The sequence below is a fragment of the Pseudomonas sp. TH06 genome (assembly GCF_016651305.1).
Taxonomy (GTDB): domain Bacteria; phylum Pseudomonadota; class Gammaproteobacteria; order Pseudomonadales; family Pseudomonadaceae; genus Aquipseudomonas.
This window is the reverse complement of record NZ_JAEKEC010000001.1, coordinates 2678366-2704632: the sequence shown is the minus strand read 5'-3', so window position 1 is coordinate 2704632 and position 26267 is coordinate 2678366. Positions and strand designations below refer to the sequence as shown.

The 26267-nt window shown below is 60.0% G+C and carries 22 protein-coding genes; 9 read left to right on the top strand and 13 right to left on the bottom strand.

Features of this window, described 5'->3' with window-relative positions; all coding sequences use genetic code 11:
* The first annotated feature begins 81 nt into the window (after nucleotides 1-81).
* Complete coding sequence (locus JFT86_RS12240; RefSeq protein ID WP_201236887.1) at nucleotides 82-408, top strand: hypothetical protein; 327 nt, start codon at nucleotides 82-84, stop codon at nucleotides 406-408.
* Between the two features lie 84 nt (nucleotides 409-492).
* Nucleotides 493-1242 carry a YkgJ family cysteine cluster protein gene (locus tag JFT86_RS12235; protein ID WP_201236886.1) on the top strand — a complete coding sequence of 250 codons (750 nt, stop codon included), beginning with the start codon at nucleotides 493-495 and terminating at the stop codon, nucleotides 1240-1242.
* 113 nt (nucleotides 1243-1355) lie between these two features.
* Here JFT86_RS12235 and JFT86_RS12230 read toward each other — a convergent pair whose 3' ends face one another.
* The 5 genes from JFT86_RS12230 to JFT86_RS12210 all read right to left on the bottom strand — a co-directional run bounded on the left by JFT86_RS12230 (nucleotide 1356) and on the right by JFT86_RS12210 (nucleotide 5623).
* Complete coding sequence (locus tag JFT86_RS12230; RefSeq protein WP_201236885.1) at nucleotides 1356-2945, bottom strand: PAS domain-containing methyl-accepting chemotaxis protein; 1590 nt, start codon at nucleotides 2943-2945, stop codon at nucleotides 1356-1358.
* 154 nt (nucleotides 2946-3099) lie between these two features.
* Entirely contained in the window at nucleotides 3100-4245 is a 1146-nt protein-coding gene (locus JFT86_RS12225; protein WP_201231279.1) for a transporter substrate-binding domain-containing protein, read from the bottom strand.
* Nucleotides 4246-4363: 118 nt separating this feature from the next.
* Nucleotides 4364-4603 carry a hypothetical protein gene (locus JFT86_RS12220; RefSeq protein WP_201236884.1) on the bottom strand — a complete coding sequence of 80 codons (240 nt, stop codon included), beginning with the start codon at nucleotides 4601-4603 and terminating at the stop codon, nucleotides 4364-4366.
* Nucleotides 4604-4714: 111 nt separating this feature from the next.
* Complete coding sequence (locus JFT86_RS12215) at nucleotides 4715-5020, bottom strand: type 1 fimbrial protein (RefSeq protein WP_201236883.1); 306 nt, start codon at nucleotides 5018-5020, stop codon at nucleotides 4715-4717.
* A gap of 240 nt (nucleotides 5021-5260) precedes the next feature.
* Nucleotides 5261-5623, bottom strand: coding sequence for a DUF6124 family protein (locus JFT86_RS12210; protein WP_201236882.1), 363 nt, complete (start codon nucleotides 5621-5623; stop codon nucleotides 5261-5263).
* Nucleotides 5624-6977: 1354 nt separating this feature from the next.
* On the opposite strand from JFT86_RS12210, the gene JFT86_RS12205 reads away from it, so the two are divergent.
* From JFT86_RS12205 to JFT86_RS12175, 7 genes are all read left to right on the top strand, one after another.
* Complete coding sequence (locus JFT86_RS12205) at nucleotides 6978-8138, top strand: efflux RND transporter periplasmic adaptor subunit (protein ID WP_201236881.1); 1161 nt, start codon at nucleotides 6978-6980, stop codon at nucleotides 8136-8138.
* The gene (locus tag JFT86_RS12200) at nucleotides 8135-11236 is read left to right on the top strand and encodes a multidrug efflux RND transporter permease subunit (RefSeq protein WP_201236880.1); all 3102 of its coding nucleotides are present in this window, start codon (nucleotides 8135-8137) and stop codon (nucleotides 11234-11236) included. The genes JFT86_RS12205 and JFT86_RS12200 overlap by 4 nt, the downstream gene beginning before the upstream one ends.
* Nucleotides 11237-11243: 7 nt before the next feature.
* Nucleotides 11244-11921 (top strand): heavy metal response regulator transcription factor, encoded by a 678-nt coding sequence (locus JFT86_RS12195; RefSeq protein WP_007916978.1) that lies wholly within the window; start codon nucleotides 11244-11246, stop codon nucleotides 11919-11921.
* Nucleotides 11911-13275 (top strand): heavy metal sensor histidine kinase, encoded by a 1365-nt coding sequence (locus JFT86_RS12190; protein WP_201236879.1) that lies wholly within the window; start codon nucleotides 11911-11913, stop codon nucleotides 13273-13275. Before JFT86_RS12195 ends, JFT86_RS12190 begins: the two co-directional genes overlap by 11 nt.
* A gap of 321 nt (nucleotides 13276-13596) precedes the next feature.
* Nucleotides 13597-13818: a hypothetical protein gene (locus JFT86_RS12185; RefSeq protein WP_201236878.1), complete on the top strand. Its 222-nt coding sequence runs from the start codon at nucleotides 13597-13599 to the stop codon at nucleotides 13816-13818.
* A 197-nt stretch (nucleotides 13819-14015) separates the two neighbouring features.
* Nucleotides 14016-15332, top strand: coding sequence for an OprD family porin (locus JFT86_RS12180; protein WP_201236877.1), 1317 nt, complete (start codon nucleotides 14016-14018; stop codon nucleotides 15330-15332).
* A gap of 135 nt (nucleotides 15333-15467) precedes the next feature.
* Complete coding sequence (locus JFT86_RS12175) at nucleotides 15468-16976, top strand: sensor domain-containing diguanylate cyclase (RefSeq protein WP_201236876.1); 1509 nt, start codon at nucleotides 15468-15470, stop codon at nucleotides 16974-16976.
* A gap of 176 nt (nucleotides 16977-17152) precedes the next feature.
* Here the strand turns inward: JFT86_RS12175 and lpxC are convergent, their stop codons facing one another.
* The 8 genes from lpxC to ftsW all read right to left on the bottom strand — a co-directional run bounded on the left by lpxC (nucleotide 17153) and on the right by ftsW (nucleotide 26267).
* On the bottom strand, nucleotides 17153-18064 hold the full coding sequence (gene lpxC / locus JFT86_RS12170) for a UDP-3-O-acyl-N-acetylglucosamine deacetylase (protein ID WP_103306209.1): 912 nt from the start codon (nucleotides 18062-18064) through the stop codon (nucleotides 17153-17155).
* Between the two features lie 112 nt (nucleotides 18065-18176).
* Nucleotides 18177-19373, bottom strand: a complete 1197-nt coding sequence (ftsZ, locus tag JFT86_RS12165; protein ID WP_201236875.1) for a cell division protein FtsZ — start codon at nucleotides 19371-19373, stop codon at nucleotides 18177-18179.
* 67 nt (nucleotides 19374-19440) lie between these two features.
* The gene (gene ftsA / locus JFT86_RS12160; protein ID WP_103306210.1) at nucleotides 19441-20700 is read right to left on the bottom strand and encodes a cell division protein FtsA; all 1260 of its coding nucleotides are present in this window, start codon (nucleotides 20698-20700) and stop codon (nucleotides 19441-19443) included.
* A gap of 15 nt (nucleotides 20701-20715) precedes the next feature.
* Complete coding sequence (locus JFT86_RS12155; protein ID WP_201236874.1) at nucleotides 20716-21582, bottom strand: cell division protein FtsQ/DivIB; 867 nt, start codon at nucleotides 21580-21582, stop codon at nucleotides 20716-20718.
* A gap of 4 nt (nucleotides 21583-21586) precedes the next feature.
* Nucleotides 21587-22546 (bottom strand): D-alanine--D-alanine ligase, encoded by a 960-nt coding sequence (locus JFT86_RS12150; protein ID WP_201236873.1) that lies wholly within the window; start codon nucleotides 22544-22546, stop codon nucleotides 21587-21589.
* On the bottom strand, nucleotides 22543-24003 hold the full coding sequence (gene murC, locus JFT86_RS12145; protein WP_201236872.1) for a UDP-N-acetylmuramate--L-alanine ligase: 1461 nt from the start codon (nucleotides 24001-24003) through the stop codon (nucleotides 22543-22545). The genes JFT86_RS12150 and murC overlap by 4 nt, the downstream gene beginning before the upstream one ends.
* A complete protein-coding gene (murG, locus tag JFT86_RS12140; RefSeq protein ID WP_201236871.1) occupies nucleotides 23996-25066 on the bottom strand; it encodes an undecaprenyldiphospho-muramoylpentapeptide beta-N-acetylglucosaminyltransferase in 1071 nt (356 codons plus the stop codon). The genes murC and murG overlap by 8 nt, the downstream gene beginning before the upstream one ends.
* Complete coding sequence (gene ftsW / locus JFT86_RS12135; RefSeq protein ID WP_171057289.1) at nucleotides 25056-26267, bottom strand: putative lipid II flippase FtsW; 1212 nt, start codon at nucleotides 26265-26267, stop codon at nucleotides 25056-25058. Before ftsW ends, murG begins: the two co-directional genes overlap by 11 nt.

The window sequence follows — 26267 nt, the reverse complement described above, 5'->3', positions numbered from 1 at the left end:
CTCGCGATGAGGCCATCCCAGACACTTTCCCCGTCAGGCATACTCCAACCCTGGCCACTCACCACCCAGGATGCCAACACCATGAAAGCCATCACTCTCAGCCTGCTCTGCCTCACCGCCCTCGCTTCTCAAGCCCATGCTTCCAGCCCCGACGCCTGGGCGGCCTACGACAAAACCGTGCTCGCCAGTTGCACCAAGGCCAGCGGTTTGAAAAATGCCAAACCCGTCGGCACTCCCGCGCAATTCGATGACCGCGTCGGTTACACCGCTGTGTTGCTGCAAGGTCAATACCCGCAAAAACACATGAAAGGCCAACAAGGCACCGAGCTGTGCCTGTTCAACAAACAGTCGAAAACCGCGTTCGTCACCGAATGGGACTCGATCCGCCCGACCGTCAAGACCCGCTGAGTGGCGCATAACTTGCTTCGATCGCGGTCTGCATGGCGGCTTTACGTCGCCGCCTAACACCTTGATTGAAGATTGATGGCCCCCATGAATACGACGTTTTCCTGCGTCGGATGCGGCAAGTGCTGCACCGATCACCATGTGCCCCTGACCCTCGCCGAAGCCCGCATGTGGGCGGCGGATGGCGGTCAGGTGATCGTGCTGGTGGAAGCCTTTCTCGGCAATGGCCTGGGCTTGCCGGCGCAACAGCGTGAACACGCCGAGCGGCGATCGGTGGTGGTGCGCAGCGGTGGATCGACCGCGCATGTGGCGATCACCTTTGCCGCGTACAACGTCGGGCCGTGTCGAAATCTTGACGAAGACAAGCTGTGTCGCATCTACGAGCGTCGGCCATTGGTCTGTCGCATTTATCCGGCCGAGATCAATCCGCACATCCCGCTCAATCCGGCCGCCAAGGACTGCCCGCCGGAATCGTGGGAGCAGGGGCCGGCGTTGATTGTTGGCGGTGAGTTGGTTGATCAGGCACTGGTCGAACTGATCCAGCGCTCGCGGCAGGCCGATCGCGATGACATTCGACTCAAGGATGCGATCTGTGCCGCGCTGGGGATTCGTACCACGGCGCTCAAGGGCGATGGGTTTACCGCGTATCTGCCGAACATGGACGCTTTTGCGGCGGTGATTGATCAGGTGAGTGGGCAACCGTTGAGCGAAGCGTCCAGTGAATGGCTGTTTCATTTGTCCGGGGATGATGTCGCCCGGCAAGTGCTGGCAGCAGGAGCGCAGGTGGCGACTGAGCCGGCGCTGAATTATGCGTTCATCTCGCTGCGGACGGCTTGATCCAGATTCTTTAGCGTCCGCCCGGCCTCATCGCGAGCAGGCTCACTCCCACATTTGAAATGCATTCCCTTGTAGGAGTGAGCCTGCTCGCGATAGCGCAAGTGAGCACACCCTCAATCCCGAACCTGCCGCTGCCCCCAGAACTCCCGCGCCAGCAAGCGCAAATCCCCCGCCAGCCCCGCCACATCCTCGGAATTGCGCTGACTCTCGCGCCCCTCATCCACCATCCCTTCGCACGCCGTGCGGATGCTGACAATGTTGCGATTGATGTCCTCGCTCACCGCACTCTGCTGCTCCACTGCCGCCGCGATCTGCAGGCTCATCTCGGTGATCTGTTCGACCCGTTCGCTGATCCCGTCCAGCGCCCGCGCCGCCCGTTGCGCCTGATCGACGCTGTTTTCCACATGCTCGCTGCTCTGCTGCATCACCATCACCGCGTCGCGTGCGCCGGTTTGCAGGGTGCTGATCATGCGCTGAATTTCGTTGGTCGATTGCTGCGTGCGCTGCGCCAGCCCGCGCACCTCATCGGCGACCACGGCAAACCCGCGCCCGGCATCCCCCGCCCGCGCCGCTTCGATCGCCGCGTTGAGCGCGAGTAAATTGGTCTGTTCGGCAATGCTGCGGATCACCTCCAGTACCCCGGAAATCTCACTGCTGTGGCCTTCGAGCTGATTAATCACCTCGGTCGCCCGACCAAGCTCTTGCGCCAGGCGCAAGACAGCACTGCGACTTTCACCGACGAGCAGATGCCCTTCGCGGGTTTCCGTACCGGCCAGGTCCGCCGCCACCGAAGCCTGCTGCGCATGGCTGGCAACCTGCGCGACGCTGGCGGCCATCTGGTGAATCGCCGCTGCGACCTGATCGGTTTCCGCCTGCTGCGCCAGTGAACTGCTATGGCTGCTTTGCAGGTGATCGACCAGTTGCGCCGCATGCCCGGCCAACTGCTGCGACGCATCGCCAATACGCCCCACCACTGCGCCGACCTGTGCTTCGAGCATCTGCAAGGCGAACTCGATCTGCCCGAATTCATCGCGCCGGCCGGTGTAAATGCCTTGGCTCAACGGATTGTCCGCCACCTTACGCGCACGCTCGCTCAACCGCTCCAGCGGCCGCAGGATCCAGCGCACGCCCAGCGCACAAGTGCCGCTGCCGATAACAAACGCTGCGGCATTAATCTCCATCAACTCCGGTCGCAGCCAGGACTCGAGCGTCAACAGCCCACCGAGTAACACACTGGCCAGCGCGGTAATCTGCGCTCGCACACCAATATTCGGCAATCGCCAACGCGCCACCTGCTCGCCGCGCAACTGTGCATACGCCCGCTCCGCCGCCGCTACTTGCCGCGCATCCGGCCGGGTGCGCACCGACTGATATTCAAAGGCGCCGCCGCTCTGCGTCACCGGCGTGGCATAGGCACTGACCCAGTAGTGATCACCGTTCTTGCAACGATTTTTCACCATGCCCATCCACGATCGCCCGCTCTTGAGCGTTTGCCACATATGCGCAAACGCCTGCGCCGGCATGTCCGGATGGCGCAGCAGGTTATGCGGCGTACCGAGCAATTCGTCGCGGCTGTACCCGCTGATGTTGATGAAATCGTCGTTGGCGTAGGTGATCGCGCTGCTCAGATCAGTCGTCGAAAGAATGTTCGCATCCAGCGCCACATCGACGTTGCGGCCGGTCACCGGGAGATTGATCTTCATGGATAGCGCGCTCGTTTTATTGGAGGAGTCGGCAGGGCTGCTGACTCTAAGCGCACTCATTGGTTAAATATTGATCTGGCTCAGCTTCTGGGCATTTAGCCATCAACCGCCCATAGACAGAGACAGGACGGTCGATGGATTGAGCTGCAATGGCTCAGCGTTGAGCCACCGCCAAGCACTCAAGCTCCACTTTGGCCCCCGGCACAACCAGTTGCCTGACCGCGAAGGTGGTGCGCGCAGGTAATCGGTCGGCTGGAAAATAACCGCGGTACACCTCGTTCATGCCTGCAAAGTCCTTTACGTCAGTCAGAATCACCGTGCATTTGGCGACCTGATACAGCGATGAACCGCTGCTCTGCAAAGCGCTACGCAGGTTCTCCATTACCTGAGTCATCTGCGGGCCGATGCCCCCTTTTGCCAGATCGCCTTTGTCATCCAGCCCCAGCACGCCGGACAAGTAGATCGTGTCCCCGACCTGTACCGAATCGGAGAACGGAAACCCGTCGGTATTGGCTTGATAGCGCAGCGGCTCGTTCACGACGGGTGGCAAATATTCTTCGGTAATCGCTTGATACACACCATTGCGCTTCAGACGTTCGAGGGCGGCGTTCAGGTCATCGCGCAGTTTGCTGTCGGTCTTGCGCACGGCCATGGCCACGCCGGTGCCCAGCATCGGGTCCTTGAGCGGCGGACCTGCGAATTCAAATGCCGCACCCCGGGAATGCCGTAGCAGCGCCTCGTTGATTTCGATGGAATCTTGCAAGGTGGCGTCTATCTCGCCGGTCAGCAGACTGGCGATCAATTGATCGTTGAACTGAAAACTGCGCACCGTCACTCCAGACGGCGCCCATCGTTCCTTCGCAAAAGCTTCACGACTGGTACCGGCCAGCACGCCGATGCGTTTGCCTTCGAGGGAACGGACATCCGGATGCAGATTGGCGCCTTTGCGCGCGACGAGCTGGTTGCTCAACGGATAGAGATTGTCGGTGAAGTCGATTCGCTCGCGGCGTGCCGCAGTGGCAGTCATCGGCATGATCACATCAAAACGATTGGCTTCAAGCGCCGCAATGTTGGTGGCGTAATCCTGGTCGACCCAGACGCAGCGTTTTTGCAACTCGGTGCATAACGCATTGCCCAGTTCGATGTTCAGCCCAACCAGCTCACCTTTATCGTTTCGGCTTTCAAAGGGCGGAACGAGAGGCTCAACACCGAAACGAATCGACGGTTCAACCACGGAGGACACGCAGCCGCTGGTCAGGGCTAACACTGACAAGGCATATATGATTTTTGCCAAGGGCATTGGGACGACCTTCATCAAAGAATTCACGAGAGGCGTGAATCTTCGACGAGAGGTCATCGGATTCCCAGAGGACGGATCGCTTATCCGTGTGGGAATAGTCTCTTTCTGACAGGAAAAGTCAGCGCTTGCCCATCGAACGACGAGTGCCCGGCGGCGCCATGCCCGGGGTCTTGGTGTGGCCGTTCTTGGCGCCGTTCTTGTACCACGGCTGATTCGAGCCTTTGGCAGCGGTCAGTTCACCCGGTTTGAAGGGGAACTTGAACGCCGGGATATCGGCTTTGGTTTCGTTGGCGTCAGCCATTTCAGCCGCGACATCGCTCACGGCGACATCAACCGGCGGTTGGGTTGGGGAAGTCATAAAAGCTCCGGAAAGCATAAAGTCGGGCCCGAACAGTGAGCCGCGAAGGCGCGCAGTATACCTGTGCGCCGCAACTCGGCAGCTGAAGATTTATGCCACAAGCCGAACGGTTTACAGGTACGTGATGATGACGATGCCTTTGTCGGTCGAGGCCTTCAGTGGTACGTAAGTCATGTTCATCGGCAGCGTTTCATGGCTGCAGGCGTTGCGATAGGTACCGATGTCCAGTTTCAGGCCGGGCTTGAGTTCGACCTGGCGGGATTCGCTGGAACTCAATGCACCGACTCGCCCGACTTCACAGCCGGAATCGACGATCTGCCCGGTAAACCGGATCTCGCCGGATTGACTGCCAGGCGCGGCGAAGGATGTGAGAGGAAGCAAGAGAAGCACGTACGGCAGAGCGGTTTTCAGCTTCATTTCAAGACACTCCCGGGGTGAGCGGCCCAGAGAGAACCCGGGCTACACAATGTTTATCCGCGAGCAGGGACGGATCTTGAGAAGCGTAGTTGGCAAATGGGTCCCGAATTGGGACTGATCGGTCCCTTTTGAGGACCGTTATACCGCCATCGCGAGCAGGCTCGCTCCTACAGTGGGAATGCATTTCAAATGTAGGAGCGAGCCTGCTCGCGAAGAACGATGACGCGGTGCGAAAACGGATTACGTTTGTGGATCAACCCGATCCAGCGCCCGGTTTACCGCCAGCTCGGCGAGCATGACGATCTGCTGGATGGCCAGTGCCGTAATGCGTTGCGGACGGTTGAGCTGATCGGCCAGATCACTGGCCATGACATTGGCTGAAGCCAGAGATTCACAGGCGTGAGCGAGCAGACTTTCCGTGTCGATGTTCGGCTGGATAAGGAACATCGTGCTGGGCCGTCGTGGTTTGACCGGTTCGGGGCAGAGATAGAAATCGAGGGCACGCTTGATGGCTTCGCGGGTTTTGATCTGGTCGTCGGCGCGGAGGGCGTCTTCGAGTGGGGTTGGGGTTTCGAGGGGTGGATCGGGTACGGGCTTAGTCATTGATTCAGTCCTTACTGATTGGAGCCAACAATTACCGTTTCTCACGCGGCGAATTGGGTGGCAGCTACGTACGGGGTGAGAAACCGGGCAAGGACCAGTACAACCTCCGGCCGGACCGAAGTCCGCCCGCACATAGCCGCCATAAAAATGCAGGCAGCAATCAGCTGGCGCCGATTATGACGGTACTGGTGTTGGAATAATACTTAGCCCGGGTTCTCACACCCGATCGCCGAGTTTTCGGCGACAACCAAAGACTAGAGAGCGCACGTCCGACGGACAACCTGAAAACCTTGTGGGAAGGTTCTGGTTATTTGACTCATATTTAAACAGCACAAGGTAATCGGCTGACTGGACAGACCTCTTCGCGAGCAGGCTCGCTCCTACAATGGGATCGTATGCCGTCTGCAAGAGATTGGTCGGCTATCAGGCCGCTATCGCTGGCAAGCCAGCTCCCACAGGGGGTTGAGTTCATCTGGCAGAGATTGGTCGGCTATCAGGCCGCCATCGCTGGCAAGCCAGCTCCCACAGGGGGTTGAGTTCATCTGGCAGAGATTGGTCGGCTGTCAGGCCGCCATCGCTGGCAAGCCAGCTCCCACAGGGGGTTGAGTTCATCTGGCAGAGATTGGTCGGCTGTCAGGCCGCCATCGCGAGCAGGCTCACTCCTACAATGGGATCGCATGCCGTCTGCAAGAGATTGGTCGGCTATCAGGCCGCTATCGCTGGCAAGCCAGCTCACACAGGGGTTGAGTTCATCTGGCAGAGGTTGGTCGGCTGTCAGGCCGCTATCGCGAGCAGGCTCACTCCTACAATGGGATAGCATGCAGTTTGCAAGACCTTGGTCGGCTGTCAGGCCGCCATCGCTGGCAAGCCAGCTCACACAGGGAAGATAAGTACAACCCGCACGCGGCGTATGCCGCCCCACTCAACACAATGAGCGTTAGCTCGAGTAAAGCTCTTGACCTTGATCCACGGGCGACGTCGGAAGGCTGAGTGGAGGGGTTGATCCGGGCGTGGGAGCGCAGCGACCGTTTGGCGCAGCCAAACACAGCGAGAGGAGGTGCAGCGCAGCAAACCGTAGGCGCTGCGCCCGGATCGATCCCGGAGCGAAGGAACCCCGAGCCCCAGCGAGCGGGCCGTACGTAGGAGCAAGCGTTTTTTTGCTTACTTTTTTTTGGCGCTTGTAAAAAAAGTGAGTCGCCGTAAGGGCGAAACCCTAAGCCGCCGTTACCGCAGCAACGGATATACACCCAAACGAAACTGACAGCGCCGTCAGTTTCCGGTCACCCTCCTGACCCCCAAACAAGCTTATAAATACCCAATCTGCCCAAACTCTAAACCCTGGCGCCCCAACCGCATGCAAATCCAAAAGAACAAAGCCCTGCTAGCCACCCTGCTGATCGCCATCGCAGCCACAGGCCTATGGTTTGCACTCAAACCCGCCCCGACCAAACTCGCCACCCCCACCGCAATCCCCGTGCGAGTCATAGCGGTCAGCGAAAAAGACGTCCCCCGCTACACCAGCGGCATCGGCTCGGTACTCTCATTACACAGCGTGGTCGTGCGCCCACAAATCGACGGCATCCTCACCAAAATTCTCGTCAAGGAAGGCCAACTAGTGAAGGCCGGCGACCTCCTCGCCACCATCGACGACCGCTCGATCCGCGCCAGCCTCGACCAGGCCCGTGCACAGTTGGGCGAAAGCCAGGCGCAACTGCAAGTCGCTTTGGTCAACCTCAAACGCTACAAACTGCTCAGCGTCGACGACGGCGTCTCCAAGCAGACCTACGACCAGCAACAAGCCCTGGTCAACCAACTCAAAGCCACCGCCCAAGGCAACCAGGCCTCAATCGACGCCGCGCAGGTACAACTTTCCTACACACAGATTCACTCCCCGGTCACCGGCCGCGTCGGTATTCGCACAGTCGATGAAGGCAACTTCCTGCGCATGACCGACACCGCAGGCCTGTTCACCGTCACCCAGATCGACCCGATCGCCGTGGAGTTCTCCCTGCCGCAACAAATGCTCCCCACCCTGCAGGGCCTGATCAGCGACCCACAGCGTGCACAGGTCAAGGCCTACATCGGCGCCGACACCGACGGCGAAACCGGCAACCTGCTCGGCGAAGGTCACCTGACCCTGATCGACAACCAGATCAACGCCAACACCGGCACCATCCGCGCCAAGGCCGAATTCGACAACGCCAGCCAGAAGCTCTGGCCCGGTCTGCTGGTCACGGTAAAAATTCAGACAGCCCTCGACAAGGATGCGCTGGTCGTCCCGCCCACCGTCGTACAACGTGGCCTCGACCAACACTTCGTTTACCGGGTCAACGGCGACAAGGTCGAAGCCGTGCAAGTGCAGATGGTTTATCAGGGCAGCGGCCAAGACATCATTAAGGGCGTGAAGACCGGTGACGTCTTGGTCACCGACGGCCAGTCGCGGCTCAAACCCGGTTCGACCGTGCAGGTCATGAGCGAACCGCCGCAGGTGGTGCAAGCGGAGCCGAAACCATGAAGGAGCACAAAGGCGTCTCCACGTGGTGCATCAACCACCCGGTTGCGACGATTCTGCTGACCATCGCGCTTGTGCTGGTCGGAGCAATTGCCTTCCCGCGTTTGCCAATCGCGCCACTGCCGGAAGCGGAATTTCCGACGATTCAGGTTTCCGCGCAGTTACCCGGCGCCAGCCCCGACACCATGGCCTCGTCCGTGGCCACGCCGCTGGAGGTGCAATTCAGCGCCATCCCCGGCATGACCCAGATGACCTCCAGCAGTGCCTTGGGTTCGAGCCTGCTGACCCTGCAATTCACCCTCGACAAAAGCATCGACACCGCCGCCCAGGAAGTCCAGGCAGCGATCAACACCGCCGCCGGCAAACTGCCGAAAGACATGCCGACGCTGCCGACCTGGAAGAAGGTCAACCCGGCCGACAGCCCGGTGCTGATCCTCAGTGTCAGCTCGACGCAGATGCCCGGCACTGAACTCAGTGACCTGGTGGAAACCCTGCTCGCCCGTCAGATCAGTCAGATCGACGGCGTAGGCCAAATCAACATCACCGGTCAGCAACGTCCAGCAATTCGCGTTCAAGCCTCGGCCGACAAACTCGCCGCCATCGGCCTGACCCTCGCCGACATTCGTCTGGCGATCCAGCAGACCAGCCTCAACCTGGCCAAGGGTGCGCTGTACGGCGAATCGAGTATTTCCACGCTGTCGACCAACGACCAGTTGTTCCATCCCGAGGACTACAGCCAGCTCATCGTTTCCTACAAGGATGGCGCCCCGGTTCACCTGCGTGATGTCGCCAAAGTCGTCAACGGTTCGGAAGATGCCTACGTGCAAGCCTGGGCCGGCGATCAACCGGGAGTGAACCTGGTGATCTCGCGCCAGCCCGGAGCCAACATCGTCGAAACCGTGGACCGCATTCAAGCCGCCCTGCCCGGCCTGGAGGCCATGCTGCCCGCCTCGGTGCAGGTGAAAACCCTGATCGACCGCACCCAGACCATCCGCGCCTCGCTGCATGAAGTCGAGATCACGCTGATGATCGCGATCCTGCTGGTGGTCGCAGTGATGGCGCTGTTCCTGCGTCAGTTGTCGGCAACGCTGATTGTCTCGGCGGTGCTCGGCGTTTCGCTGGTCGCCAGTTTCGCCCTGATGTACATCCTCGGGTTCAGCCTGAACAACCTGACGCTGGTAGCGATCGTGGTGGCCGTGGGATTTGTGGTCGACGACGCGATCGTCGTGGTGGAGAACATTCACCGGCATCTGGAGGCCGGCGACGACATGCGCGAAGCGGCCATCAAGGGCGCCGGCGAGATCGGCTTCACCGTGGTTTCGATCAGTTTCTCGCTGGTGGCGGCGTTTATTCCGCTGCTGTTCATGGGTGGCGTGGTCGGGCGGTTGTTCAAGGAATTCGCCCTGACCGCGACTTCGACCATCATGATTTCCGTGGTGGTGTCGCTGACGCTGGCGCCAACGCTGGCGGCGCTGTTCATGCGTAAACCGGTGCATCACGCCCACGACAAACCGACCTTCAGCGAACGCCTGCTCAGTTGGTATGAGAAAGGCCTGCGCCGTGCCCTCGCCCATCAGAAATTGATGATCGGCGTGTTCGGTTTGTCGCTGGCGCTGGCCATCACCGGTTACATCTTTATCCCGAAAGGTTTCTTCCCGGTGCAGGACACCGGTTTCGTTCTCGGCACCACTGAAGCCGCCGCAGATATTTCCTACGGCGACATGGTGAAAAAACACCTGGCGATGGCCGAAATCGTCGCCGCCGACCCGGCCGTGCAGGCGTTTTCCCATTCGGTGGGCGTGTCCGGCAGCAACCAGACGATTGCCAACGGCCGCTTCTGGATCGCACTGAAAAAACGCGGCGACCGCGATGTCTCGGCCAGTCAGTTCATCGACCGCATCCGTCCGCAACTGATGAAAGTCCCCGGCATCGTGCTTTATCTGCGCGCCGGTCAGGACATCAACTTAAGCTCCGGCCCGAGCCGTGCGCAGTACCAATACGTACTCAAGAGCAACGACGGCGCAACCCTCGCCACCTGGACCCAGCGCCTGACCGAAAAACTGCGCAGCAACCCGGCGTTCCGCGACATTTCCAACGATCTGCAACTGGGCGGCAGCATCACCCACATCAGCATCGACCGCAGCGCCGCCGCACGTTTCGGCCTTACGGCAAGCGATGTCGATGAAGCGCTTTACGACGCCTTCGGCCAGCGGCAGATCAACGAATTCCAGACCCAGGTCAACCAATACAACGTGATTCTGGAACTGGACACCAAGCAACGCGGCAAGGCCGAAAGCCTCAACTATTTCTACCTGCGCTCGCCGCTGAGTGGCGAGATGGTGCCGTTGTCGGCGCTGGCCAAATTCGATGCGCCGACCATCGGCCCGCTGTCGATTGCCCATGACGGCATGTTCCCGGCCGCCAACCTGTCGTTCAACCTCGCACCCGGTGTAGCACTGGGCGATGCGGTGATTCTGCTGAATCAGGCCAAGGCCGAGATCGGCATGCCGACCGCCATCAGCGGCAATTTCCAGGGCGCGGCGCAGGCCTTTCAAAGTTCGCTGGCCAGCCAGCCTTGGCTGATTCTGGCGGCGCTGGTGGCGGTGTACATCATTCTCGGCGTGCTTTATGAGAGCTTCGTGCATCCGCTGACGATCATTTCGACGCTGCCGGCGGCGGGTCTGGGTGCGGTGATCATGTTGTGGATCTGCGGCCAGGACTTTTCGATCATGGCGTTGATCGGGCTGGTATTGCTGATCGGTATCGTCAAGAAGAACGGCATTCTGATGATCGACTTTGCGCTGGAGGCTCAGCGCAATCGCGGGCTGGCGCCACAGGATGCGATTTTCGAAGCGTGCCTGACGCGGTTCCGGCCGATCATCATGACCACCCTCGCCGCGTTGCTCGGCGCGTTGCCGCTGATGCTCGGCTACGGCACCGGTGCCGAGTTGCGCCAGCCGTTGGGGATCGCCGTGGTTGGCGGTTTGCTGGTCAGCCAGATGCTGACGCTGTTTACCACGCCGGTCATATACTTGTGGCTTGAGCGGCTGTTCCATCGGCCTAAAGCTTTGCCTTCTGCGGCACTGGCGACTACAGACTGAGGCGGTCATGCGCGTTCTGATTATCGAAGACGAGGAAAAAACCGCGGACTATCTGCACCGCGGTCTGACGGAACAGGGTTACACCGTGGATCTGGCCCGCGACGGCGTCGAAGGCCTGCATCTGGCGCTGGAAAGCGACTACGCGGTGATCGTCCTCGACGTCATGCTGCCGGGCCTTGATGGCTTCGGCGTGCTGCGCGCGTTGCGTGCGCGAAAGCAAACCCCGGTGATCATGCTCACCGCCCGCGAGCGCGTCGAAGACCGCATCAAAGGCCTGCGCGACGGTGCCGATGACTACCTCGGCAAACCGTTTTCCTTCCTTGAGCTGGTCGCCCGCCTGCAAGCGCTGACCCGCCGCAGCGGCGGCCATGAACCGGTGCAAGTGAGCATCGCCGACCTGTGGATAGATTTGATCAGCCGCAAGGCAACCCGCGCCGGCACGCGACTGGACCTGACCGCGAAAGAGTTTTCCCTGCTCAGTGTATTGGCGCGGCGCCAGGGTGAAATTCTCTCGAAAACCGCCATCGCCGAGATGGTCTGGGACATCAATTTCGACAGCGACGCCAACGTCGTCGAAGTCGCGATCAAACGCCTGCGCGCCAAGCTCGACGGACCGTTCGACGAGAAACTGCTGCACACCATTCGCGGCATGGGTTATGTGCTGGAGAGCCGTGGTGTCCAGTAACTCGATTGCCCTGCGCCTTAGCGGGATGTTCACGCTGGTAGCGTTGCTGGTGTTTTTGTTGATCGGCGGCGCGTTGTATCAGCAGGTGGACAAAGGCTTGGGTTTGTTGCCGGAAGCGGAGTTGGATGCGCGCTACAGCGTGCTCGAATCCACGGTAGGCCGTTATGGCACGCCCGAGCACTGGGTGAAGATCAACAACAAACTCAAGCTGCTGGGCGAAGAAGACAAGCGCATCAGCTTCTGGATCAGCAGCGGCGATCCGCAGTATGAATACGGCAGCTTCACCGCGCAGATCCGCGACTTCGCCAACGGCCCACTGGGCATGCGCGACCTACAATTACCGGATCAGCCCTACCCGTTGAAAGTGCTGGTCAGCCAGTTCCCGGCCAAGGATCAGCGGCCGCCCCTGCGCTTCATGATCGGCATCGATACGGAGACCTTTCACCAGACCCAGCACCAGTTGCTGATCGCGCTGATCAGCCTGGCGATTGTGGGTGTTTTGATGGCTTCGGCGTTGGGGTATTGGGTGGCGCGGATCGGCCTCAAGCCGTTGATCAAACTGTCCCACGAAGCGCAACGCCTGGCGCCTCCGCTACGGGCCGGACGCTTGCGTTTATCACCGCTGCCGCCGGAGCTTGAGCAGTTTGTCGACTCGTTCAACTCGACGCTGGAACGGGTCGAGCAGGCGTATTCGCGGCTGGAATCGTTCAACGCCGATGTGGCCCATGAACTGCGTTCACCGCTCACCAATCTGATCGGCCAGACTCAGGTGGCGCTGACACGCGGGCGTTCCGCCGAACACTATTTCGAAGTGCTGCAATCCAATCTCGAAGAGCTGGAACGGCTGCGCTCGATCATCAACGACATGCTGTTTCTGGCCAGTGCCGATCAGGGCAACAAGGCGACCAAACTGACCTCCACATCGCTCGCTGATGAAGTAGCGACCACGCTGGAATACCTGGATTTCATTCTCGAAGACGCGCAGGTGCAGGTGCAGGTCAGCGGCGATGCGCAGGTGCAGATTGAGGTCGCGCACTTGCGTCGGGCGTTGATCAATCTGCTGAGCAACGCCGTGCAGCACACGGCACCGGGCCAGATCATCGAAGTGCGGATCGAGGTGCAAGAGCAGCAGGTCAGCATCGGCGTGAGCAATCCCGGCTCGCCGATTGCCAATGAGCATTTGCCACGGTTGTTCGAACGGTTTTATCGGGTGGATGCGTCGCGCAGTAATAGTGGCAATAACCATGGCTTGGGGCTGGCGATCGTCAAGGCGATTGCGCTGATGCATGGTGGGGATGTGTTTGTGAGGAGTGATCGCGGGATGAATACGTTCGGGATTCATCTCCCGGTTTAACTGTTGCATATCCACCCTGTGGCGAGGGGATTTATCCCCGATGGGCTGCGAAGCAGTCCTGAATTCTATGTGCAGGTTGTGTCAGAAAGATCGCGATCGCTGGTTTTGGGGCCGCTTCGCAGCCCAACGGGGATAAATCCCCTCGCCACAGATAAATCCTCTCACCACAAGTTTTCCCAGCCTCCGGGAATGCGTTTACCAACAGGTGATCTTTGCTTTTGCTGTAACAGTCATTTATGAAAATCACGCTGTTTCCCAACGCCCGGCAACTTTATCTTTGCCCGCACCAAACAGCACTCGCCAAGCGAGAAGGTTTTCAGAATGTCCAACAGTATGGGTATTGCCAGCGCTTTCGTTTTGTCCTCATTGATCCTGTCGCCGATGGCGATGGCTGAAGAATCGCAGTCGTTCGTGGCGCAAAATGTCGCTCGCGCTCAGGCATTCGATCAGCATCAGGCAGAAGTGATGGCCAAGGCTCAAGACGCCACGCAAGCCCCTCAGGCTGCCGCTTCCCAGACTCAAGCATCCGAGAAAGACAGCTGAGTCGCACACCGCTCAAACGTTTCCCTCGACGCGGTTGTTTGGCTCTTCCCGTTCAACCGTCGTCATTCCAGGCCGCTGATGTTCAGCGGCCTTTTTTCGTTGTGGTGTGAAAGCCGTTTGGTTCGTCTGTAACAACAAGAAACATCATGCACCTCAATACATTGAAGTGTCAGTTGACCCAAGGAGCTTTACCGCACGTGCGTTACCCAGTCCGTTTTACTCCGCTGTTCATTGCAATTGCCGCAACGATTGCCCCCACCGCTCACGCTGACGAGCCCGCGCCGGCAGGCTTCGTCGAAGGCTCGAGCCTCAACCTCAACGCCCGCAACTACTACATGAATCGCAACCGTCTACAAAAAGCGGACGACAACATCGAGTGGGGCCAGGGTTTTCTCGGCATCTTCCAGTCGGGTTACACCGAAGGCACGGTCGGTTTCGGCCTTGATGCCCATGCGATGCTCGGGCTGAAACTCGATGGTGGTGGCGGCACGGACGGCTCCAGTATCCTGCCGATCAGCGATGGCAACGGTAAAGCGCCAGGATCGTTCTCGACCGCGGGCGGGACGTTGAAAATGCGCGCGTTCGACACCGAGCTGAAGGCCGGTGACCTGTTCCTGACCAATCCAGTGATTGCCGGTGGTGACAGCCGCATGCTGCCGCAGACTTTTCGTGGCGTCAGCCTGACCAACCACAGCTTCGACGGCTGGTTGATCGAAGGCGGTCAGGCCAGTTTCACCAAACCGTACAACCAGAGCGGTCACCAGCGTATCGGCACGTCATACGGGACGTTGGCCGATGGCGACAAAAGCCGGCACCTGAATTGGGCCGGCGTGTCGTGGAGCGGTGTCCAAGGCCTGACCAGCAATCTGTACGCTGCCGAACTCAAGGACATCTGGAACCAGTACTACTACGACCTGGATTACACCTGGCAGTTGAACGATCTGGTCAGCCTCAACCCGGGCCTGCACTTCTATCACACCCAGGACACTGGCGATGCGCTGCTGGGCGACATCGACAACAACACTTACAGCGTGCACTTCACCGTGGGTGTCGGCAGCCACAGCGTTACCGCCGCGTATCAGCGGGTCAACGGCAACACGCCGTTCGACTACATCAGCCAGGGCGACAGCGTTTACCTCGACAACTCGCAGCAGTATTCGGACTTCAACGGCCCGAACGAGCGTTCGTGGAAACTCAAGTACGCCTATGACTTCGCCGGTGTTGGCATACCAGGGCTGACGTCGGCGGTGTCCTACTCGCGCGGCACGGTTGACCTGACCAAAGTCGATCCGCAGAGCAAGGGCTACGCCAACTGGTACAGCGCCGATGGACAAAACGCCAGGCACTGGGAACGCGACCTCGACTTGAAGTACGTGGTACAAAGCGGTCAGGCCAAAGATCTGGCAGTGCGCCTGCAATGGGCCACCAACCGCGGTGGTAATGGTTATGGCGTGATCGATTCAGACACAGATGAATACCGCGTGATCATCGACTACCCGATCAACGTCTTCTAAGCTGTGGCGAGGGGATTTATCCCCGATGGGGCGCGCAGCGCCCCCCTGTCTTCACTGAAAAATCAGGGGGCCGCTGCGCAGCCCATCGGGGATAAATCCCCTCACTACACAAATCCCCTAACCGATACCCCCATCATGATCGCGAGCCGTACCCCACCCGCTGCGGGCAAGACCGGACGCCCCGAAATACTGTTGGTCTCCGGCAGTCTGCTGAGCGTGCTCGCGATCGTGTGCATCGTCACTTTCCTGCTGATTCGTGAGCACGCCAGCGCTCAGGAGTCAGCCACCCGCAGTGCAACCACCATCGCACAGCTGATCGACGCCGACGTGTTGCGCACCGTCGAACTGTACGATCTGACGCTGCAAGGCCTGATTGCTGCCTCGCAACGCGATGACTTGCGCGACGTCACTCCACAGATCCGCCATCTGGCGCTCTTCGACCGCTCGACCACCGCGCGCTTCAAGGGCGACATTCTGTTGCTCGACAAGCACGGCGATGTGATCGCTGACTCCTCGCGGATCGAACCAAAACCAGGCAATTTCGCCGACCGCGACTACTTTCTCGCTCACGCCTTCAACCGCGACGTCGGCATGTTCATCAGCCGCCCGTTCAAGACCCGCTGCGATTGCGATGAAGCCAATCAGTGGCGCATCAGCTTCAGCCGGCGCATTTCCACGGACACCGGTGAATTCGCCGGCGTGGCCGTGGCGTCGCTGAAGCTCGACTACTTCGATCAGTTGTTCAACAGCCTCGATATCGGCAACGACAGCACCCTGAACATCATCGACAACGACGGCATCCTGCTGGCGCAGAAGCCGTATCTGCAAAGCGACGCCATCGGCAAAAGCTTCGGCAACCGGCCCAACGTGGTGCGGATCCTGCGCGACAGCGACGGCAATGGCAGTTTCAACAGCGTGTCCAGCATCGATCATCAGCAACGGCTCTACACCTATTCGCGGGTCGGCAATTTACCGCTGACGGTCATCGTCGCGTTATCCAGCGATGAGGTGTTCGGCACCTGGCGGCGTACGGCGTTGCTGATCAGTGGCGCAACCGGCGTGCTGTGTCTTGGCCTGCTCTGGCTCACATGGCTGCTCACCCGTGAACTGCGCTTGCGCCAGCGCGCCGAGCACGAACTGGCGCAACTGGCCGCGACCGATGCGCTGACCGGCGTGGCCAATCGGCGGATGCTCGATCAATCACTGCGCCACGAATGGTTTCGCGCCCAGCGCTCGGGTAAACCGTTGTCGGTGATGATGATCGATGCCGATCACTTCAAGGCGTTCAATGACCGTCATGGGCATCAGGCCGGCGATCACGCATTGAAGAGGCTGGCACGGGTCATTACCGAGAATGTGCGACGACCGGCGGATCTGGTCGCACGTTACGGTGGCGAGGAGTTTTCAGTGATTCTGGCCGAGACCGACAGTCACGGCGCGCAGCAGATTGCCGAGCATATCCGGCAGGCTGTGGAGCAATTGCCATTAGTCGACGGGGCCGAGTTGCCGATGACCGTGAGTATTGGCATCGCTACGTGGACAGCGACGAGTGAGATGACGCTGGAGCAGTTGTTGTTTGCGGCGGACAAGGCGTTGTATCAGGCCAAGGAAGGTGGACGTAATCGGGTGGTGGTGGCTTCCTGATAGATATAGTGGCCTCACTGGCCCTATCGCGAGCAGGCTCACTCCTACAGGGGAATGCATTTCAAATGTAGGAGTGAGCCTGCTCGCGAAGAGGCCGGCCCAGGCAACACAAAAACTAAGGGCATAAAAAAAGGCCATCCGAGGATGGCCTTCAAAAAACTAGAGAGATTTTTTACTTACACGGCCGCAACAGGGCGCATGTAAGAGATCGGTGCAGTGCTGGCGTCTTCGAACGTCACGACTTCCCACGCATCTGTCTGCTCAATCAACTTGCGCAGCAGTTGGTTGTTCAGTGCATGACCGGACTTGAAGCCTTTGAACTCACCAATCAGGCTGTTACCCAGCAGGTACAGGTCACCAATGGCATCGAGGATCTTGTGCTTCACGAATTCGTCTTCATAGCGAAGGCCGTCTTCGTTCAGTACACCATCGGCATCGACCACGATTGCGTTTTCAACGCTGCCGCCGAGTGCGAGGTTGTGCTTACGCAGGTACTCGATATCACTCATGAAACCGAAAGTACGCGCGCGGCTGACTTCTTTTACGAACGAAGTGCTGGAAAAATCCACGCTTGCACTTTGGGTGCGGTCCCGGAATACCGGGTGATCGAAATCGATCTCGAAGCTCACCTTGAATCCTTCGAAAGGGACGAAAGTGGCGCGCTTGTCGCCGTCTTCCACTGTCACTTCACGCAGGATGCGGATGAATTTCTTGGGGGCGTCCTGTTCTTCCAGGCCTGCCGATTGAATCAGGAATACGAAGGGTCCAGCGCTGCCATCCATGATCGGGACTTCGGACGCGGAGAGCTCGACGTAGGCGTTATCGATGCCCAGGCCAGCCATGGCCGAGAGCAAGTGCTCTACCGTGTCCACTTTGACGTCGCCATTGATCAGCGTCGTCGACATAGTGGTTTCACCGACGTTTTCCGCGCGGGCAGGGATCTGCACCACAGGGTCGAGGTCAGCGCGACAAAACACAATGCCAGTGTCGACAGGCGCAGGCTTGAGGGTCAGATAGACCTTCTCACCGGAGTGCAGGCCTACACCTGTGGCACGGATAATATTTTTCAGTGTGCGTTGTTTAATCATGGCTTGGGCCGCTTCAGCGCAAATTGCGAACTGGTATCAACAAAGGCTGGCGATGATAGCAGACCATGCCTTTGCTGAACACCAATCACCTTCATAGCCCTGATACATTCCATCAATCGGCCTGACGACGCAGGAAAGCCGGGATGTCCAGGTAGTCCAGGTCATCTTGTGGATTCATCTTCGCGGCAGCCGCAGCACCGGCCTGAGCCTGGTTGCGCATGACGGTCGGACGGTCCAGATCACGGTAGTTCACCGCTGGCGCTTCCTGACGGGACGGAGCCGGTTGCTGCACCTGAGCTGAAGCCATGGAGGTGTGAACGGTGTTGTCGATGACCTTTACAGGCTTCTCGATTTTCGCGCCCAGACCGGTGGCAACCACGGTAACGTGCAGTTCGTCGCGCATGTCCGGATCGATAACGGTACCGACCTTGACCATGGCGTGCTCGGAAGCGAAGGCTTCGATGATGCTACCCACGTCGGAGTACTCACCCAACGACAGGTCAGGACCGGCGGTGATGTTCACCAGGATGCCGCGTGCGCCTTGCAGGTTCACGTCTTCCAGCAGCGGGTTACGAATTGCAGCTTCAGTGGCTTCACGTGCACGGTTCGGACCGCTGGCGCAGCCAGTGCCCATCATCGCCATGCCCATTTCGCTCATCACGGTGCGTACGTCGGCGAAGTCGACGTTGATCATGCCCGGACGCTTGATGATGTCGGAGATACCGCGAACGGCACCGGCCAGTACATCGTCAGCCTTGGCGAAAGCCGACAGCAGGCTGGCGTCTTTACCGAGGATGGTCAGCAGCTTCTCGTTGGGAATGGTGATCAACGAGTCGACGCTTTCGGAGAGCATGCGGATGCCTTCATCGGCGATCTGCATACGCTTGCGGCCTTCGAACGGGAACGGACGGGTCACGACCGCAACGGTCAGAATGCCCATTTCCTTGGCCACTTCGGCGATGATCGGCGCAGCACCGGTACCGGTACCGCCGCCCATGCCAGTGGTGATGAACACCATATTGGTGCCCTGCAGGACTTCGGCAATGCGCTCACGATCTTCGAGAGCGGCCTGACGACCTACTTCAGGGTTGGCGCCGGCGCCCAGACCTTTGGTCACGCCGGTGCCCAGTTGCAGGATGGTGCGCGCGCCGATGTTTTTCAGCGCTTGAGCATCAGTGTTGGCGCAGATGAATTCGACGCCTTCGATGTTGCTCTTGACCATGTGGTTGACAGCGTTGCCGCCGCCACCGCCAACACCGATAACTTTGATTACCGGGCTTGCGGGGATGTTGTCTACGAGTTCGAACATTTTCCCTCTCCTTACATTCTCTAGTTTTTTCGCCTACTGCTTTTTGTTGCGGTGTTGCGGTAAATCTTTAGAAATTGCCCTGGACCCACTTCTTCAGTCGGTCGAGCAGCGGCGCCTGTGGCTCTTCGCTGCTGTAGCTGTCGCGGCTGCCGATGCCGGAGAACGAAACCCCGTCGGACTGCTTTTGCAGGCCGTACATCAACAAGCCAACGCCAGTGGAATAAATCGGGTTGCGCACCACGTCATCCAGACCTTTCACGCCATGCGGAACACCAAGGCGTACCGGCATGTGGAAGATTTCTTCGGCCAGTTCGGTGGCACCTTCCATCTTCGACGTACCGCCGGTCAGGACGATGCCGGCCGGGATCAGGTCTTCGTAGCCGCTGCGACGCAGTTCAGCCTGAATCAGGGTGAACAGTTCGTCGTAACGCGGCTCGACCACTTCGGCCAGGGCCTGACGCGACAGTTCGCGCGGTGGACGGTCGCCGACGCTCGGCACCTTGATGGTTTCACCGGCGCCAGCCAGTTTCGCCAGGGCGCAGGCGTAACGGATCTTGATCTCTTCGGCGTACTGGGTCGGAGTGCGCAACGCCATGGCGATGTCGTTGGTCACTTGATCACCGGCAATCGGGATCACTGCGGTGTGACGGATCGCGCCTTCGGTGAAGATCGCGATGTCGGTGGTGCCGCCGCCGATGTCGACCAGGCACACGCCCAGTTCTTTCTCGTCGTCGGTCAGTACCGAGTAGGCCGAGGCCAGTTGCTCAAGAATGATGTCGTCGATTTCCAGACCGCAGCGACGCACGCATTTTTCAATGTTCTGAGCGGCGTTGACGGCGCAGGTCACTACGTGAACCTTGGCTTCCAGACGCACGCCGGACATGCCCAGCGGCTCGCGAACGCCTTCCTGGTTATCGATCACATAATCCTGCGGCAGGGTGTGCAGCACGCGCTGGTCAGCCGGGATCGCCACGGCCTGAGCAGCGTCAAGAACGCGCTCAAGGTCAGCCGAGCTGACTTCGCGATCACGGATCGCGACGATGCCGTGGGAGTTCAGGCTGCGGATGTGATTGCCCGCCACGCCGACGAACGCCGAGTGAATGCGGCAGCCCGCCATCAGTTGGGCTTCTTCGATCGCGCGCTGGATCGATTGCACGGTGGACTCGATGTTGACCACCACGCCCTTCTTCAGGCCACGGGACGGATGGGTACCGATCCCGACGATTTCCAGCGAGCCGTCGTCGGAAACCTCGCCGACCAGCGCCACCACTTTGGAGGTGCCGATATCGAGACCGACGATCATTTTGCCGCTTTGCACGTTTGCCATGGGTCCTGCCTCTTCTTAATTCTTTGCGACAGCGGGTTGGGCTGTCGTCGGCGCTACAGGTTCCCGCCAGCCAACAGCGAGGCCGTTGGCGTAGCGCAGATCGATGCGCGCAATGTTCGTAATCTGGTCTTTAAGCGTCTTGTCATAGATGGCGATAAAGCGGCGCATCTTTTCCACCAGGTTGCCGCGTCCCAGCAGCAACTCGATGCCGGGGCCGGAACTGCCGGCACCGGTGGTCAGGAACCAACTCCCGCGTTCACGCAGTTCCAGGCGTGCAATCGAGAAGCCCAACGGCCGCAGCATCTGGCTCAGCACCTGATACTGCTGCATCACTTGCTGTTGAGCCCGTTGTGGGCCGAACAGCTGTGGCAGGTGTTCGTAGTTCGCCAGTTCCTTGGGCGTAAACGCCTGGCCCTGGTTGTTCAGCAACGACTCGTCGCCCCAACGCGCTACCGGCAGTTGTTCTTCGAGGCGGATCACCACTTGATCCGGCCAGACCCGGCGCACTTCGGCGTGGGCGATCCACGGCATCTGTTCAAGCTCGGTGCGCATGCCCGCCAGGTCGATAGTGAAGAAGCTCGACGCCACGTACGGGGCGATTCGCTGCTGCACCGCTTGCTGGCTGATGTAACTCAGGTCGCCCTGCACGGCGATCTTGGTGATCGGTCGGTCGGCGTACGGCAGCAAACGCTGCGCGCCTTCGTAAGTACCGAACCCGAGCACCACCAACAGTACCGGCCAGAACAGGCTTTTCAGAAAACCGAAATTGGCTTTCGGCAGGCGCGCGGACATCGGCTCTTTGGCCACCATTCGGCTGGCACCCCGCGGCACCGGCTTGCGGCCGGGTGCGGGTGGCTGATGTCTGAGCTGAGCGCCTTGCATCGTCTTAACCTCTAGCGTCTTCAACACTGGCGGCCAGAATGGCCAGGACCAGTTGCTGGAAATCCAGACCGGCAGCCTTGGCCGCCATCGGCACCAGACTGTGATCGGTCATGCCCGGGGCGGTGTTGACTTCCAGGAACCAGAACTGCCCGTCGGCGTCCTGCATCACGTCCGCCCTGCCCCAACCGGCAATACCCAGCGCCTCACTGGCCTTGGCCGTGAGATCCATGAGCTCTTTTTCCTTGGCGGCATCCAGACCGCACGGAACGCGGTACTGGGTATCGTTGGCGATGTACTTGGCGTCGTAGTCGTAGAACGTGTGCGGTGTACCCAGGGCAATCGGAGGCAACACCTGGTCACGCAGGGTGGCGATGGTGAACTCCGGACCTTGAATCCATTGTTCAACCAAGACTTGCGAATCGTAGGTACTGGCCGCTTTCCATGCGTCGATCAACTCGGACGCAGAACTCACTTTGGCCATCCCGATACTTGAACCTTCATGCGCCGGTTTGACGATCAAAGGGAAGCCCAGTTCCGTCGCTGCGGAAATACAATCGGCTTCGCTGCACAGCACGGCGTGACGTGGCGTCGGAATCCCGAGGCTGTGCCAGACCTGCTTGGTGCGCAATTTGTCCATCGCCAGTGCGGAAGCGAGGATGCCGCTGCCGGTGTAGGGGATCCCGGCGACTTCAAGCAGGCCCTGCATGCTGCCGTCTTCACCGCCGCGGCCGTGGAGAATGATGAACGCGCGGTCGATTTTTTCACTCAGCAGACGCTGCAGAATATCGGCGCCGACGTCGATGCCGAACGCGTCCACGCCAGCGCTTTGCAGCGCTTCGAGCACGGCGTTACCGGATTTCAGAGAAACCTCACGCTCGGCACTCAAACCGCCGAAGAGCACGGCAACGCGGCCGAAGTCTTTCGGCGCGACAGTGGAAAACAGCTTGGCGTAAGCAGCAGTCATTTCAACTTCCCCTCGACCGACGCCGCCACGGCGCCAGCGAACAATTCACTTTTCAACAGCTTCGGCGCGAGACCGCCGATATCACCGGCGCCCTGACACAGCAGGATGTCGCCGGCACGCAGCAGCGGCTTGACCAACGGTGCCAGGTCGACGCCACGCTCGATGTAGATCGGATCGAGCTGACCGCGCTGGCGGATGCTGTTGCACAGCTTGCGGCTGTCGGCGCCCGGGATCGGCTCTTCGCCGGCCGGATAGACTTCCATCAGCAACAGCACGTTGGCATCGGCCAGTACATTGACGAAATCGTCGTACAGGTCGCGGGTGCGGCTGTAACGGTGCGGCTGGTAAACCATCACCAGACGGCGCTCCGGCCAGCCACCGCGTACGGCTTTGATTACGGCCGCGACTTCGGTCGGGTGGTGACCGTAGTCGTCGACCAGCATCACGTTGCCGCCGTCCACCGGCAGTTCGCCGTAGACCTGGAAGCGTCGACCAACGCCCTGGAACCCGGACAGGCCCTGAACGATGGCTTCATCGCTGACGCCTTCGTCGGTAGCGATGCAAATGGTCGCCAGTGAGTTGAGCACGTTGTGGTTGCCCGGCATGTTCACGGACACGTCCAACGGCTCACGATCCGGGCGCAGCACGGTGAAGAAGGTCTGCATGCCTTGCTGACGCACATTGATCGCACGCACGTCGGCGTCTTCGCTGAAACCGTAAGTCACGGTCGGACGTTTGACCTGCGGGAGGATTTCGCGCACCACCGGATCGTCCAGGCACATCACCGCCAAACCGTAGAACGGCAGGTTGTGCAGGAACTCGACGAAGGTTTTCTTCAGTTTGTTGAAGTCACCGTCGTAGGTCGCCATGTGATCGGCGTCGATGTTGGTGACCACGGCCACCAGCGGTTGCAGATGCAGGAAGCTCGCATCGCTTTCATCGGCTTCGGCGATCAGGTAACGGCTGGTACCCAGTTGTGCATTGGTGCCCGCCGCGTTCAGACGGCCACCGATAACGAAGGTCGGATCCAGGCCACCGGCGGCGAACACCGACGCGATCAGGCTGGTGGTGGTAGTTTTGCCGTGAGTACCGGCGACGGCGATGCCGTGGCGATAGCGCATCAGCTCAGCGAGCATTTCGGCACGCGGTACCACCGGAATACGACGCTCAAGCGCAGTCGCCACTTCCGGGTTGGAGGTGTTTACAGCGCTCGACACCACCAGTACATCGGCGGTCGCGGCGTTCTCGGCACGGTGGCCGATGAAGATGTGCGCGCCGAACGACTCCAGACGCTCGGTCACCGGCGAAGCTTTCAGGTCGGAACCGGACACTTCATAGCCCAGGTTCAACAACACTTCGGCAATGCCGCACATGCCCACGCCGCCGATGCCGACGAAGTGGATACGACGGATGCGGCGCATTTCCGGTTGCGGCATGGCTTTCTGATTCTCAACCATGGGCCACCTCCAGACAGGTATCGACCACGCTACGGGTGGCATCGGGTTTCGCCAGACGGCGGGCCGCTTGGGCCATTGCTTCGAGTCGTTGCGGTTGCATCAAGACCTCTGTCAGGCGCGCGGCAAGGTCCGCGGCACCAGTCGTTCTTTGCGGCATCAGGAAGGCAGCGCCTTCGCGGGCCAAATAATCGGCGTTGCGGGTCTGGTGATCGTCGATCGCATGGGGCAAAGGCACCAGCATCGAGGGCAGACCGGCGGCAGCCAGCTCACTGATGGTCAACGCGCCTGCGCGGCACACCACCAGGTCAGCCCAGCCATAGGCCTGGGCCATGTCTTTGATGAACGGCTGCACCTGCGCATCGACGCCGGCGGCGCGGTAGCGCTCTGCAGTCACTTCATCGTGGTTTTTGCCGGCCTGATGAAACACGTCCGGGCGCAAATCGGCAGCGACTTGGGCCAGGGCTTCAGGCAGCAACTTGTTCAACGGTTCTGCGCCCAGGCTTCCGCCAAGGATCAGCAAACGCGCTTTGCGACCGGCCAGAGCAGGTCGCGATGTGTCGAGGAACAGCTCGCTGCGCACCGGATTTCCGGTGGTACGGCGGGTGTCCGACAGAGTAAAGGTGTCGGGGAACGCTTCACACACCCGGGCGGCGAACGGCACCAGCAACCGATTGGCGGTGCCAGCGACGGCGTTCTGCTCGTGAACGATCACCGGTACGCCGGCCAGTTTCGCGGCGAGACCACCGGGGCCAGTCACATAACCACCGAAGCCGACCACACATACCGGCTTCAGACGGCGAATGATCGCCCGCGCCTGCCATACCGACTTCAGCAGCATGAACGGTGCCTTGAGCAGCGACAGCTTGCCCTTGCCGCGCAGGCCGGTGGCATTGATCCGGTGCAGTTCCAGCCCTGCGGCCGGCACCAGTTCGTTCTCGATCCCACGTGGCGTGCCGAGCCAGTGCACGGTGTAACCGCGCGCCTGAAACTCGCGGGCACAGGCCAGCGCCGGGAACACGTGGCCGCCGGTTCCGCCGGCCATGATCAATACGTTAGCGCCCATGATTCGGCTCCTCGGCGAAGTCGCTCTCATGGAATTCCATTTCTTCACTGCCGAGGTGGGTTCGACTCTCCCACTCGATCCTCAGCAACAAGCCGAGACAGGCGCAGCAGATCACCAACGAGCTGCCGCCATAACTGAGGAATGGCAGGGTCAGGCCCTTGGTTGGCAACAGGCCGACGTTCACCCCGATGTTGATCAGGAATTGACCGATCCACAGGAACGACAGGCCGTAAGCCACATAAGCAGCAAAGAACTGCTTGGCCTTCTCGGCCCACAAGCCGATGTACATGCCACGAATACACACGAACACGAACAGCGCCACGGTGCACAACGAACCGACCGCGCCGAGTTCTTCGGCCAGTACCGAGAACACAAAGTCGGTATGGGCTTCCGGCAGGTAGAACTGCTTCTGCACGCTGTTGCCCAGGCCTACGCCCAGCCACTCGCCGCGACCAAACGCGATCAGTGCTTGCGACAACTGATAACCGGCGCCGAACTGGTCGGCCCACGGGTCGGCGAAGTTGGTCAGACGTGCCATCCGGTACGGCTGCATCTGAATCAGCAAGACCACGGCCCCGACCGCCAGCACCACCATCAGCGAGAAACGGAACAGCCCGACCCCGCCGAGGAACAGCATCGCGGCAGCAGCGCCCATCATTACAACGGTGGCGCCGAAGTCCGGCTCCATCAGCAACAGGCCGGCCATCGGCAGCAGCACGATGAACGGCTTGAAGAAGCCCATCCAGCTCTCGCGCACTTCTTTCTGACGCCGCACCAGATAACCGGCGAGGTAGATCACCACGAACACTTTGGCGATTTCGGACGGCTGCACGTTGAAGAAACTGAAACCGATCCAGCGCATCGAACCGTTCACTTCGCGGCCGATGCCCGGGATGATCACCATCACCAACAGCCCGAATGCCCCGATCAGCATCAACCAGCCGAGACGCTGCCAGGTGGCGATCGGAATCATCATGGTGACGATGCACGCGCCCAGTCCCAGCACCACGTAAATAAGGTGGCGAATCATGTAGTACAGCGGACTGCCCGACTGTGCTGCCGCGACTTCGGTGGACGCCGAAGCGATCATGATCAAGCCCAGGCCGAGCAATGCCAGGCAACCGGCGAGCATCGGGAAGTCGAGGTCGATGCCGCGCCCGGTAATGATCGGCGACGGATACGGTTTGATGATATTGCGCAG

Coding starts and splice junctions, on each gene's coding strand:
- JFT86_RS12240 (WP_201236887.1), top strand. CDS start 82: ATGAAAGCCATCACTCTCAGCCTGCTCTGCCTCACCGCCCTCGCTTCT.
- JFT86_RS12150 (WP_201236873.1), bottom strand. CDS start 22,546: ATGACTGCTGCTTACGCCAAGCTGTTTTCCACTGTCGCGCCGAAAGAC.
- JFT86_RS12155 (WP_201236874.1), bottom strand. CDS start 21,582: ATGCAAGGCGCTCAGCTCAGACATCAGCCACCCGCACCCGGCCGCAAG.
- JFT86_RS12235 (WP_201236886.1), top strand. CDS start 493: ATGAATACGACGTTTTCCTGCGTCGGATGCGGCAAGTGCTGCACCGAT.
- lpxC (WP_103306209.1), bottom strand. CDS start 18,064: ATGATTAAACAACGCACACTGAAAAATATTATCCGTGCCACAGGTGTA.
- JFT86_RS12205 (WP_201236881.1), top strand. CDS start 6,978: ATGCAAATCCAAAAGAACAAAGCCCTGCTAGCCACCCTGCTGATCGCC.
- ftsZ (WP_201236875.1), bottom strand. CDS start 19,373: ATGTTCGAACTCGTAGACAACATCCCCGCAAGCCCGGTAATCAAAGTT.
- JFT86_RS12200 (WP_201236880.1), top strand. CDS start 8,135: ATGAAGGAGCACAAAGGCGTCTCCACGTGGTGCATCAACCACCCGGTT.
- JFT86_RS12215 (WP_201236883.1), bottom strand. CDS start 5,020: ATGAAGCTGAAAACCGCTCTGCCGTACGTGCTTCTCTTGCTTCCTCTC.
- murG (WP_201236871.1), bottom strand. CDS start 25,066: ATGGGCGCTAACGTATTGATCATGGCCGGCGGAACCGGCGGCCACGTG.
- JFT86_RS12195 (WP_007916978.1), top strand. CDS start 11,244: ATGCGCGTTCTGATTATCGAAGACGAGGAAAAAACCGCGGACTATCTG.
- JFT86_RS12230 (WP_201236885.1), bottom strand. CDS start 2,945: ATGAAGATCAATCTCCCGGTGACCGGCCGCAACGTCGATGTGGCGCTG.
- JFT86_RS12210 (WP_201236882.1), bottom strand. CDS start 5,623: ATGACTAAGCCCGTACCCGATCCACCCCTCGAAACCCCAACCCCACTC.
- murC (WP_201236872.1), bottom strand. CDS start 24,003: ATGGTTGAGAATCAGAAAGCCATGCCGCAACCGGAAATGCGCCGCATC.
- JFT86_RS12185 (WP_201236878.1), top strand. CDS start 13,597: ATGTCCAACAGTATGGGTATTGCCAGCGCTTTCGTTTTGTCCTCATTG.
- ftsA (WP_103306210.1), bottom strand. CDS start 20,700: ATGGCAAACGTGCAAAGCGGCAAAATGATCGTCGGTCTCGATATCGGC.
- JFT86_RS12225 (WP_201231279.1), bottom strand. CDS start 4,245: ATGCCCTTGGCAAAAATCATATATGCCTTGTCAGTGTTAGCCCTGACC.
- JFT86_RS12175 (WP_201236876.1), top strand. CDS start 15,468: ATGATCGCGAGCCGTACCCCACCCGCTGCGGGCAAGACCGGACGCCCC.
- JFT86_RS12220 (WP_201236884.1), bottom strand. CDS start 4,603: ATGACTTCCCCAACCCAACCGCCGGTTGATGTCGCCGTGAGCGATGTC.